10 protein-coding genes and 2 pseudogenes are annotated in these 12,035 nt (G+C 61.9%); all 12 read left to right on the top strand.

The genetic code is table 11. The features are described from left to right. Window positions 1–388: pseudogene (locus tag A2J01_RS26995) on the top strand (ABC transporter ATP-binding protein); the annotation flags it as partial. A gap of 9 nt (window positions 389–397) precedes the next feature. Continuing rightward, on the top strand, window positions 398–1,192 hold the full coding sequence (locus A2J01_RS26990) for an MlaE family ABC transporter permease (RefSeq protein WP_003942038.1): 795 nt from the start codon (window positions 398–400) through the stop codon (window positions 1,190–1,192). A 5-nt stretch (window positions 1,193–1,197) separates the two neighbouring features. After that, window positions 1,198–2,058 (top strand): MlaE family ABC transporter permease, encoded by an 861-nt coding sequence (locus A2J01_RS26985; protein ID WP_003941894.1) that lies wholly within the window; start codon window positions 1,198–1,200, stop codon window positions 2,056–2,058. Next, window positions 2,055–3,416, top strand: a complete 1,362-nt coding sequence (locus A2J01_RS26980) for an MCE family protein (protein ID WP_003942007.1) — start codon at window positions 2,055–2,057, stop codon at window positions 3,414–3,416. Before A2J01_RS26985 ends, A2J01_RS26980 begins: the two co-directional genes overlap by 4 nt. Further along, window positions 3,413–4,492 (top strand): MCE family protein, encoded by a 1,080-nt coding sequence (locus tag A2J01_RS26975; protein ID WP_064113966.1) that lies wholly within the window; start codon window positions 3,413–3,415, stop codon window positions 4,490–4,492. Before A2J01_RS26980 ends, A2J01_RS26975 begins: the two co-directional genes overlap by 4 nt. Continuing rightward, window positions 4,489–5,484, top strand: a complete 996-nt coding sequence (locus tag A2J01_RS26970; RefSeq protein WP_003942053.1) for an MCE family protein — start codon at window positions 4,489–4,491, stop codon at window positions 5,482–5,484. The genes A2J01_RS26975 and A2J01_RS26970 overlap by 4 nt, the downstream gene beginning before the upstream one ends. Continuing rightward, a complete protein-coding gene (locus A2J01_RS26965) occupies window positions 5,484–6,737 on the top strand; it encodes an MCE family protein (protein WP_064113965.1) in 1,254 nt (417 codons plus the stop codon). Before A2J01_RS26970 ends, A2J01_RS26965 begins: the two co-directional genes overlap by 1 nt. Further along, window positions 6,734–8,011, top strand: coding sequence for an MCE family protein (locus tag A2J01_RS26960; protein ID WP_003941859.1), 1,278 nt, complete (start codon window positions 6,734–6,736; stop codon window positions 8,009–8,011). The genes A2J01_RS26965 and A2J01_RS26960 overlap by 4 nt, the downstream gene beginning before the upstream one ends. After that, window positions 8,008–9,255 (top strand): MCE family protein, encoded by a 1,248-nt coding sequence (locus A2J01_RS26955; RefSeq protein ID WP_047268908.1) that lies wholly within the window; start codon window positions 8,008–8,010, stop codon window positions 9,253–9,255. The genes A2J01_RS26960 and A2J01_RS26955 overlap by 4 nt, the downstream gene beginning before the upstream one ends. Window positions 9,256–9,354: 99 nt before the next feature. Beyond that, entirely contained in the window at window positions 9,355–10,083 is a 729-nt protein-coding gene (locus A2J01_RS26950) for a hypothetical protein (protein ID WP_064113964.1), read from the top strand. A 45-nt stretch (window positions 10,084–10,128) separates the two neighbouring features. Beyond that, the gene (locus A2J01_RS26945) at window positions 10,129–10,977 is read left to right on the top strand and encodes a hypothetical protein (protein ID WP_064113963.1); all 849 of its coding nucleotides are present in this window, start codon (window positions 10,129–10,131) and stop codon (window positions 10,975–10,977) included. Between the two features lie 461 nt (window positions 10,978–11,438). Then, a pseudogene (locus tag A2J01_RS26940) lies at window positions 11,439–12,035 on the top strand (DNA-directed RNA polymerase subunit beta); the annotation flags it as partial.

Genomic DNA, 12,035 nt, shown 5'->3' with positions numbered 1-12,035 from the left:
GATCGGTCCGATCGGTATGTCGGAGGAGAAGGACGAGGCTCAGATGGCGCACGAGCAGGCGCTCGTCGACGCCGGTCACCACGCCGGTGGTGTCGACGACGTCGAGGGCATCGTGCCGCAGATGAAGGCCACCCCCGGAAACCCGGAGCGTCAGGCTGTTCGTCGTCGCCAGGAGCGCGTCCGTCAGATCATGCACACCCTCCCAGCTAACGCACAGGCGGCGATTCAGGACAGCCTCGACGAGGTTGACGGAACTGGGCAGTACGATCCCCAGTACGCCGAAGCGAGCGGCTATCAGGGGGAGTGGAACGACAACTCGCAAGACACGCAGGTCATTCCTGCATACGAGGGCGATCCCTACGGAAACACGACACACGGGCAAGGGTAGGCATATCGGATGGGGGTTACCCGCAACTCGGTTCTGAGTCCGGTCAACGGAGCATTAACTCAGGCCGGAAACATCGTCGAACTGTTTGTCGACGTCGTCAGGAATACGTTCCGGCGTCCATTTCAGTTCCGTGAGTTCATCGAGCAGGCCTGGTTCATCGCCAGCGTGACAATTTTGCCGACGGCATTGGTAGCCATCCCTTTCGGCGCCGTCGTCTCACTGCAGACCGGTTCGCTGATCAAGCAGTTGGGTGCAGAATCGTTCACTGGCGCTGCCAGCGTCCTGGCGGTGATCCAGCAGGGTAGCCCCCTGGTGACAGCGTTGCTGGTCGCCGGTGCGGCCGGATCGGCCGTGACGGCCGATCTCGGTTCTCGAACCATCCGTGAAGAGATCGACGCGATGGAAGTCCTCGGAATCAATCCGATTCAGCGCCTGGTGGTTCCGCGTGTCCTCGCGATGGTGCTGATCGCTGTTCTGCTGAACGGACTGGTGTCCGTCGTCGGTATCGCGGGTGGTTACTTCTTCAACGTGATCCTGCAGGGCGGTAACCCCGGTGCCTACATCTCGTCGTTCTCAGCTTTTGCGCAGCTACCGGACATTTGGAGCGGTGAGATCAAAGCCGCGGTGTTCGGTGTCATCGCTGGTGTGATCTCCGCGTACAAGGGACTCCACCCGTCCGGTGGCCCGAAGGGCGTCGGTGAGGCGGTGAACCAGGCTGTCGTCATCACGTTCCTGCTGTTGTTCTTCGCCAATCTGATTCTGACGATGGTGTACCTCCAGATCGTGCCGGCGAAGGGATCTTGACCTAAATGACCATCGCACGAGGCCGCGGCGATCAGTTCCTGCTGAAGAGTCGCAAAGTAGCCAGAATTCCAGTGAACGCGTTGGACCGCGCGGGCGAGCAGATGTCGTTCTACGCGCGCGCCATCGCGTGGACCCCGCGCACCCTGCATCGGTACCGGAAGGAGACGCTTCGACTACTCGCCGAAGTGACCTTCGGTAGCGGTGCGCTCGCAGTGATCGGCGGAACCATCGGCGTCATCGCGATGATGTCCGGATTCACGGGTGTCGTCGTCGGCCTCCAGGGCTTCGCCGCTCTGGAGCAGTTGGGTAGCTCGGTCCTGACCGGCTTCCTCTCCGCATACGTCAACACCCGTGAGATCGCTCCGATCGTTGCGGCTCTTGCGCTCTCGGCCACGGTTGGTTGTGGCTTCACCGCCCAACTCGGTGCCATGCGAATCTCCGAAGAGATCGACGCGCTCGAGGTCATGGCAGTTCCGTCGGTGCCGTTCCTGGTCACGACGCGCATGATCGCCGGCTTCGTCGCCGTCATTCCGCTGTACATCGTGGGTCTACTCGCGGCGTACCTCGCCTCGAGAGTGATCAGCACGGTCTTCAACGGGCAGTCGACGGGTTCCTACGACCACTACTTCAACCTGTTCCTGCCACCGCAGGACGTGCTGTATTCGTTTGCGAAAGTCCTGGTATTCGCCTTCGTGCTGATCCTGATCCACTGCTACTACGGGTTCCATGCCTCAGGTGGTCCCGCAGGTGTCGGTGTGGCCGTCGGCCGCGCTGTTCGCGCCGCAATCGTGACGATCGCCGTTCTCGACTTCTTCCTCAGCCTCGCAATCTGGGGCACCACGACGACAGTGAGGGTGGCCGGATGATCGAGGCTCCGTCAGTCCTGCGCCGCCGTGTGCTCGGACTCGTGTTCTTCGTGGTGTTGGCATTGTTCCTGGCCTTCACCATCGGAACCTTCAACAAGACGTTCAAGGACGTCGTGAAGATCGACCTCGTGACCGACACAGTCGGAAATGCGTTGCCACCCAACGCGGACGTCAAGGTCCGTGGGCTGCTGGTCGGCGAGGTGCGATCCGCGTCGACGAAAGACGGCCAGGTCACCTCGGTCCTCGCGATCGAGCCGGACAAGGCTGATCTCATTCCGTCCAACGTCACGGCGCGTCTGCTCCCGAAGACGCTTTTCGGTGAGCGCTACGTCTCCCTGATCATTCCGGAGGGAACCACCGCGACCCCGATTTCCGCGGGAACGGTGATCCACCAGGACAAGAGCGGCAATGCTGTCGAGGTCGGCGACGTTCTGGACGGACTGCTCCCACTTCTGCAGGCGATTCCGCCGCAGGATCTGGCGAACACTCTCGGTTCTCTCGCGCAGGGTCTGACGGGACGCGGCGCCGAGCTCGGTCTGACGGTCGATCGTCTCGAGGAGATCTTCCGCGGCGTCAATACCGAACTGCCCGCGGTGCAAGAGGATCTGCGCAAGTTCGCGGACTTCTCCCAGACGTACTCGGACGCTGCGCCCGATCTGATCAACGCTCTCGACAATCTGCGGACCACGGGTAACACGGTGGTGCAGAAGCAGGACCAGTTGCGGACACTGCTGGCGTCGCTCACCGTGACATCGTCGGACACCGCAGCCTTCCTCGAAGCGAACTCGTCCTCGATCATCACGCTCGCTGCGGATTCGAAGGAAGCTCTCCAGCTTCTGGCCCAGTACTCTCCGACCTTCGGGTGCACGTTCAAGGGCTTCTCGGACACCGCTCCGGAAGCTGCCAAGATCCTGTCCACCGACGCGCCCAATCCTGGTGTGCGTGCGAGTATTCAGATCGTGAACCCCAAGGGTCGCTACCTGCCCAACCAGGACGAGCCACGGCTCGTCGACAACCGCGGCCCGGTTTGCTACGACAACGTCACCGAGCCCGGTCGTCCGTTCCCGCAGTACCCCGGCGGTTCGTACGGTGACGGTTCCTACCAGGTTCCTTCCCGCAATCCAGGTCCCGCCACCATGGAATTCCTGCCTGCACCCGAGGGCTCCGGACCTCAGTTGTTCTCGACCAACAACAGCGGTCCGGCTCAGCAGGCCGGCTACGCGGGCTCGAAACTCGAAGAGGATACGTTGAAGGTGATCTACGGACAGGCCAACGGTGTTGCGCCGGACGATGTTCCGGCGTGGACCACGATGGTCAGCGCTCCGGCATTCGCAGGTGCGGAGGTGAGCGTCCAATGAGAGGACTCGCAGCTCCGCTGACAAAGCTCATCATCTTCGTTGTGGTGACGGTCCTGGCGACAGGACTGCTGGCAGCCAGTATCGCCAACCTCGGCGGCGGTGGCGGCACCAAGTGCAACGCCGGCTTCTCCGACGTCACTTCGTTGAACGAGGGCGACGAGGTTCGCATTGCCGGTGTTCGTGTCGGCCAGGTCGAGAAGATTGCCATCGTCAACGACAACCAGGCCGAGGTCCAGTTCTCGGTATCCGACCGTGATTGGTTGCCGGCCAGTTCCATCGCCACCATCCGGTTCCGCAACCTGGTGGGGCAGCGGTACATCTCGCTCTCGCAAGGTGAAGGCAGCCAAGGCAAGAAGATCACCGGCGGCGATACCCTGCCGCTGTCTCAGACGCGCCCGGCAGTCAACCTCACGACACTCTTCAACGGCTTCAAGCCGCTGTTCACCACCCTGAGCGCGGACGACGTCAACAAGCTGTCGTACCAGATCATCCAGGTGTTCCAAGGCGAATCGGGCACCATCAGTGAGCTCGTGCGCAACACCGCGAGCCTGACCAACACCGTCGCGGACAAGGACGCGGTCATCGGCGCGGTGATCAAGAACCTCAACGACGTTCTCGACACCGTCAACGCGAACGACAAGAACCTCGATTCACTGATCGTCAACACCCAGCAACTCGTCACCGGGTTGGCCAACGAGCGTGGGGTGGTCGGTTCGGCCGTCACCTCACTCGCCGGCCTGACCGACGCGACGGCAGACCTGCTCGAGCCGACGCGGCCGTCGATTCAGGGCTCGATCACGGCGCTCAACACACTGGCGACCACACTCAATCGTCGGAGTGACGACGTCAACGCGGTGCTCGAGACCTTGCCGGTCAAGCTCGAGAAGCTCGCACGCGTAGCGAGCTACGGTTCCTGGTTCCAGTTCTATCTGTGCGGAATCGACATCGTTGCCGGTCCAGGACAGTCTGCGTCGCTGAATCTGCCCACCGGCCTGCCGACGGTCAATCAGCCGATTTACACCAACGCGGCCACGCGATGCACTCAAGACGGTATGAGGGAGTTGCAAGGTCGATGAGTAAACGTCGCAGTCCGGCAATGGCCGGAGCCATCGGTATCTTCGTGGTGCTGCTGGCCACTTTGTCCGCGTTCTTCCTCGATTCGCTTCCGTTCGTGGGAGCAGGCTCGTCCTACTCCGCCGAGTTCTCCGAAGCCGCGGGTCTCAAGCCTGGTAACGAGGTTCGTATCGCCGGCGTGAAGGTCGGCAAGGTCACTTCCGTCGATCTCGACGGTGACCGTGTTCTCGTCGACTTCAAGGTCAGTGACGCGTGGGTGGGAGATCAAACCTCTGCGTCCATTCAGATCAAGACCATTCTGGGACAGAAGTACCTCGCACTAGATCCGCGCGGAACCGACAACCTCGATCCCAAGGATCGGATTCCGCTAGAGCGCACCACCTCTCCGTACGACGTCGTTCAGGCCTTCTCGGCCGCGGCGGACACCGTCGGCGACATCGACACCGACCAGTTGGCGAAGAGCATGGAGACGTTGTCCCAGGCATTCTCCGAGACACCTGGCGATGTCCGCGCTTCGCTCGACGGTGTCAGTCGGCTGTCGCAGACGATCGCGAGCCGCGATCAGGACTTGCAGAAGCTCTTCGCCGCCACCGGGAAGACGTCGCAGATTCTTGCTGACCGCAACAAGGAATTCACCCAGCTGATCCGAGACGGTGGACTACTGGTGCAGGAGCTCAACAATCGCCAGCAAGCGATTTCGCAGCTGCTCACCGGAACTCAGCGCGTCTCTCAGCAGCTCACCGGTCTCGTTCGTGACAACGAGGCGGCAATCGGGCCGGCGCTGACGCAGCTCAACGGCGTCATCGACATCCTGAAGGCAAACAACGAGAACCTGGACAAGGCACTGAAGCTCTACGAACCCTTCATTCGCTTGTATGCCAACGTGGTCGGCAACGGCCGTTGGTTCGACCAGGTCGTCGTGAACCTCCTTCCGCCGGGTCTGCCGGACATTCCGGGCTACCGTGACCCCGTTCGTACGTTGGGAGGCAACTGATGGCTGATACTGCCGAAGCCGGAAGCGGCTCCAAGAAGCGCTCGGTCGCGATCATCGCCGCTGTTCTGATCGGGTTACTCGTAATCGGTGGCGCGCTGTGGTGGGTGTTCACTCGCGCCGGAACCACCAAGATCACCGCCTACTTCGACAAGTCGGTGGGTATCTACGACGGTTCCGACGTTCGTGTTCTCGGTGTCAAGGTCGGCACCGTCGAATCCGTCGAACCCCAGGGAGATCAGGTCAAGGTCGAGCTGCGTGTCGATCGTGGGATCGACATTCCCGCGGGTGCCAGTGCCGCTCAGATCACGCCGTCGGTGGTTGCCGACCGCTACATCCAGCTGACACCGGTCTTCACCGGCGGCGACAAGATGGCCAGCGGTGCAGTAATTCCGATCGAGCAGACGGCGACGCCCGTCGAGGTCGACCAGTTGTACTCCAGCATCGACGAACTCGCGTCGGCTCTCGGTCCTGAAGGTGCCAACAAGAACGGAGCACTGTCCGATTTCGTCGAGACAGGTGCGGCCAACCTGGAGGGCAACGGTGAAGCGTTGGGAGACAGCATCACCAACCTCTCGGATGCCGCACGGACGCTCAATGATTCGCGTGACAACATCTCGCTCACCATCAAGAACCTGGATACTTTCGTGGGCGCTCTCGCGGCCAACGATCAGCAGGTGCGCCAGTTCAACACGCAGTTGTCGGACCTGACCGGATTCCTGGCAGGTGAGCGCGACGATCGCGGTGCCGCTCTGAACCAGCTCTCGATTGCGCTCGGCGACGTCGCGAAGTTCGTGGCCGACAACCGCGATCAACTGGTCCAGACAACCGAAGGTCTCGTCGAACCGACACAGACATTGGCGAACAACAAGGAAGCACTGGCCAACACGCTCACCATGCTTCCGCTGGCGATCTCCAACTTGGTCAACTCGTACGACGCCGAATCAGGTGTGCTGGCTTCACGTCTGGCGTTCCCTGATCTTCAGAACCCGGCCGGCGTGCTCTGCAAGTTGATGGACCTCGGCAAGCTGTTGCCCGGTGATCCGCGGTTCGAGGCATTGGGAAGGCAGATGCAACCGGCCATCGACCAGTGCGCAAACGTCGCAGCGATGACCGACGCAGCCAATCAGGCTGCAGGCCTGAACCTTCCCTTCGGCATCCTTGCCGGTTCCGAACGACAGATGCAGGTAGTTCCGGGCACTGTGCCCGGCGTCGTGTCACCGCGACTGACCAGTGGAAACGGGGAGGGCGAGTGAAGCGTTCGTTGATAGTCGGCGCCGGATTGTGCGCCGTCCTGATCTCGGCAACCGCCTGCTCGTCCGAGGGGATCTACGCTGTCCCGCTTCCCGGCGGTCCTGATGTGGGTTCCGATCCGATGCACTTGACCATTCAGTTCGACGACGTGCTCGACTTGGTTCCGCAGTCCGCTGTGAAGGTCGACGGCGTTCCCGTCGGTCGCGTCGACGACGTGTCGGTCGGACCGGACGGATGGACCGCGGATGTCGGCATCATCCTCGACTCGTCGGTTGATCTGCCCGCCAACGCAATTGCCGCGGTCGAGCAGACCAACCTGCTCGGCGAGAAGTTCATCCAGCTGTCGGCCCCGCCGTCCGGACCGGACTCTGCGAAGCTGGCCGACGGTGACCTCATTCCGCTGGATCGCACTCGCCACGCCACGGAGATCGAGCAGGTTCTCGGCGCATTGTCGCTGCTGCTCAACGGCGGCGGTGTAGGCCAGTTGCAGCCTATCGTCGAAGAACTCGGTGCCGCGTTCGACGGTCGCGAAGGCAAGACGAGAAGTCTTCTGGAGCAGGCGAACACACTCATCGGTGGACTCAACGAGCAGCGTGACGACATCACACGCGCGCTCGACGGCCTGGATGTGCTCTCGACTCGCGTCAACGATCAGAACGAGAAGATCGGGAAGATTCTCGAGGAACTCCCCGTTGCGACACAGGTTCTCAACGAGCAGCGTCCGCAGCTGACGCAGATGCTCGCTCAGGTGGATCGACTCGGAACAGTGGGAACCGACGTCCTCACACAGTCCAAGGACGATCTGATCGCTGATCTTCAGGCTCTGCGTCCGACGCTGCAGGCGCTCGCAGACTCCGGTGACGACTTCGTGGGGGCACTTCCGTTCCTTCCGACGTTCCCGTTCCCGGACGGTGTCGAGAAGATTGCACAGGGTGGTTCCGTCAACCTCTTCCTGAGTGTCGACCTGCAGATCGGCAATACACTCTCGGGTCTCGGTGTCGGGCAGGGAGAACCGGAATACCGCCAGCCCAAGTTCGGCAATCCCAAGCCGGTGGTCGACCCCTCCAACCCGTACTACAACGGCAACGGGCCGCGACCGGGGTGGCCGACAGTGTCACTGCTGCCGATCGCTCCGATCCTGCCGCAGGTTCCCGTTGTCGCCGGCCTTCCCGCCACAACAGCGGGTGACCCGGCAACGCCGGCGCCCGCGGCGAACCCACTCAACCCCATCCAGGGAATGCTGGAACAGTTCGGAATCGGCGGTGATGGACAGTGAGATCAGCTCTGGTCAGATGGCAGCTCGTCGGCTTTGTCGTGGTTGCGCTCCTGGGTCTCATCTACGTCGGCGCCAAGTACGTGCGCCTGGACAACCTCATGGGGTTCGGTCAGTACACGGTCAAGACCGAATTGGCCACGTCCGGTGGAATTTTCACCAACGCCGAGGTGACGTATCGCGGCGTGCCGGTCGGGCGAGTGGGCGACATGTCGTTGACCGAGGACGGAATTCAGGTCGACCTGAAGATCGACAACAGTGCTCCGGAGATTCCCGCGTCGGCCCGTGCCGTCGTGGCCAACCGCTCCGCCATCGGTGAGCAGTACGTCGACCTTCAGCCCGATACCGACCAGGGACCGTTTCTCGAGGACGGCTCGGTGATCGCGGTGGGGGACACCACAACTCCGATCCCGATCGAGGATGTGCTGACCAGTGCCAACGGCTTGGTCAAGTCCGTGCCCGTCGACGCGCTCCACACCGTCGCCGTCGAACTCGGTGCAGCGTTCAACGGCAAGGGCGAGGACATTCAGGTCCTGGCCGATTCGCTGTCCGGCCTCTCGCAGTCCGGGCTCGACACTCTGCCTCAGACGCTCGCGCTGATTCGGAACAGTGAGACGGTACTGACGACGCAGTCGGATCAGTCCTCCGCGATCAAGCAGTTCAGTACCGATCTCGATGCTGTCACGGCGCAGTTGCGGACCAGTGATCCGGACATCCGTCGCTTGATCGACAACGGCATCCCGGCCAGCGATCAGATCGGTGCCCTCATCAACGAGGCGGGCCCGAGCCTGACGACTGACCTGACCAATCTTGCCGCGACCACCAAGACGCTTGCGCCGCGAACGATCGCGCTGCAGCCGTTCCTGATCTTCCTTCCCGGTCTGGCCGCTGCCGCACCGACGGTTGCTCCCGGCGACGGAACGGTCCATCTGGGCTTGGTGCTGGAGACCAACAATCCGCTCTCGTGCACGGTGGGTTACGAAGGCACCATGGCGATCCTGGACGAGATGAAGCGTCAGAATCCCAATTTCGACGACACCCAGCAGGACTTCCCGCTCAACACCGCCGCGTCGTGTGAGACGCCGCTGGGCAGCGAGACGGGCGTCCGCAGTGCCAACCGCGTGGTGTACGCCGATCCCGACACGATCCAGCCTTGGGACTTCAAGCCGAAGGTCGATCCGGACAAGTTGAACCTCAACCCGATCGCGACGCAGTTGGCGCCGTTGCTCGGAGTGACACCGAAGTAGACCGATCCGAATGTGGTCGAGTTTGTGCAGTTCAGGCTACTGAGTTGTGGCAGTTGACGATTCGCGGCCAGAGGCTGGGCAAAACAGGTAAGTAGGGTAGTGAGTGTGATTCAGAGAAACAGTTCCCCGCAGTCCGGCGGGCCCGAGCAAGTCGAATCGGGAGCGCCGACAACCGGTAGACCGAAGGGGCTGACAGCGTCTCTGATTGCGGTCGGTGTCTTGCTTCTGGCGGCAGTGGTTGCGCTCGGTGTGTTCGGCGTCCCGTACGTTTGGGCGCTCACCACCGACCGCACCACCGCCGAGATGCGTGACGACGCGCTTATCGGTGCGCAGCAAGTCGCGATCAACCTCAACAACGCGGATTCGGCCAATCTCGACCAGTCGATCGAGAACATGCGTTCTTCGGTGACCGGTGACGAGATGACGACGTATCTGCAGACCGTTCAGGATTCCATCACCGACGAGTTGCGTAACTCGGGCTCGAAGGCTGACACCGAAGTCGTTCAGTCCGCGCTGACCGAGCTCAATACCGATGACCGGACCGCCACGGCACTGGTCGTCGTTCGTGTCACCACGACCCAGGGCAACCAGTTCGTCAAGAATCAGCTCGGCATGCGGCTGGGCATGGTCGAGATCGACGGGGTCTGGAAGGCGCAGTCGGCTGATCCGATCGGATCGCGACTCGATCTCGGCTCCGGCACCCTGCCGGCGGCCGACGGCTCCACGCCTGCACCTGATGCAACGCCTGCCCCTGGTTCGGGGACCGAGGCACCTGCGTCCGGTACTCCTGCACCGACAACCGAGGGTGGTGATTCCGGTGGCCAGTAGTTCGTCGAACCTGCACACCGACATCCCTCGAAGGAGAAGCGCGTAATGCCACCCAAACGTCGTACCGGCGGACCGTCCTCCCCGCAGAACCGTCGGCCGAAGATCGCCGGAAGCGCTCGCTCGCTCAACGTCCCCGCGGGGACGTCCGATTCGGATCCGGTCGAGCCCACGATCGAACAGCCGGAAGAGGAAACACAGGAGGCTGTGAAGCCGGAGGTTGCGAAGCCGACGCTCACGAAGGCAGAGTCCGGAGAAATCGAGCCGCCGAAGACGGAAACCGACGCTCCGGAATCCACACCAGGCCCCGATCTGACCAAACCGGCGAAAACCGTCGCAGACGAGCCCAAGGCCCCTGCTACCCCGGAGACGGGCGCGGGGGAGTCGGCGACAACACCTACACAATCCAAGGCCGGTTGGCGCCTGGTCGCGATCCTGGGGGCCGCAGCGGTCATCGTCGCGATCCTCGCCGGCATCGCCTTCTTCAAAGTCGGCGCGAAGACGGACGACATCGCCTGGGTGGACGAAGGCGCCACGGCTGAAGTTCTTCGTGTGACGCCGTCGGCGTTGGCTGCAGTCTTCACGTTTTCTCCCGACACCTTCGACGCCGATTTCGACAAGGGTGTCCAGGGCCTGAACCAGTCGATGCGCGATCAGCTGACGCAGTACAAGGACACGCAGAAGGCCGGCGTCGAACAAACCCAGACGGCAACGACCGCTGATGTCCCGCTGATCGGGATCACACGGCTCGAGAAGGACCGGGCGCAGTTGCTCGCCCAACTGAACGTCAGCTCGACGCAGAACGGTGTGGCGGCAGACTCTCGCTCCGGAATGGTCATCGTGAGTCTGGAGAAGCAGGACGGAAACTGGCTGATCTCGGAGATTCGCGACCAGTAGCTCGGAGATTCGCGACCAGTAGCACCTGCGCACCAGCGCGAAGATCTGGATCGACGCACGATGTCGGTCCAGATTTTTCGTATGTGACGCCGTTGCTGGCTACACTCCCGGTGGCAGTGTTCGAATGCGCGTCACGAATGTTCGAATGCTGCGACACGCGCTCTCGCCCTTGACGGAGCGGTCCGCAAGGTCCACTCTGATCGGTGAACATGCACGGACGAGTGATCGGCAGTCTCACGTCAGTATCTGAATTCGACCCTCAGTTACACCCGACTCGACATTTCCAGAGTAAGGGTGTACTTTTGGACGTTGCGCTGGCTGCCTCCTGTCCACCCCTCGTCTCAACCGCTGCGAAGTCAAGTACTTCTTGCTTTCTGCGACGGGTTTCGTTCGGGTTGTAACCAGCGAAATTCGAAGCAGATACAGCGGCGGTCGCAACAGCACGGAGCGGCCCGCGTGAGGTGCTGGAAGGACGCATCTTGGCAGTCTCTAGCCAGACCAAGGCAGTTTCCGGAATCCCCGGAGCCCCGAAGAGGGTTTCGTTCGCGAAAGTTCGCGAACCCCTCGAAGTTCCCGGGCTTCTTGACGTACAGACAGATTCGTTCGAGTGGCTGATCGGCGCGCAGAGTTGGCGTGAACGAGCAGCGGCACTCGGCGACAATGCAGTGTCCGGTGGTCTCGAGGACATCCTCGCGGAGCTTTCTCCGATCGAGGATTTCAACGGCACTATGTCGCTGTCCTTCTCCGACCCTCGATTCGACGAGGTCAAGGCCTCGACGGACGAGTGCAAAGACAAGGACATGACCTACGCGGCGCCGTTGTTCGTCACCGCGGAGTTCATCAACAACAACACTGGTGAGATCAAGAGCCAGACGGTCTTCATGGGAGATTTCCCGATGATGACCGACAAGGGCACCTTCATCATCAACGGCACCGAGCGTGTGGTCGTCTCGCAGCTCGTGCGTTCCCCCGGTGTGTACTTCGACATGAGCGTCGACAAGAGCACCGAGAAGGATCTGCACAGCGTCAAGGTGATCCCGGGTCGCGGCGCATGGCTC

The organism is Rhodococcus sp. EPR-134, assembly GCF_001647205.1.
Taxonomy (GTDB): Bacteria; Actinomycetota; Actinomycetes; order Mycobacteriales; family Mycobacteriaceae; genus Rhodococcus_F; species Rhodococcus_F qingshengii.
Note: the sequence above shows the minus strand (reverse complement) of the source record. Positions and strands in the feature narration are given on the sequence as shown.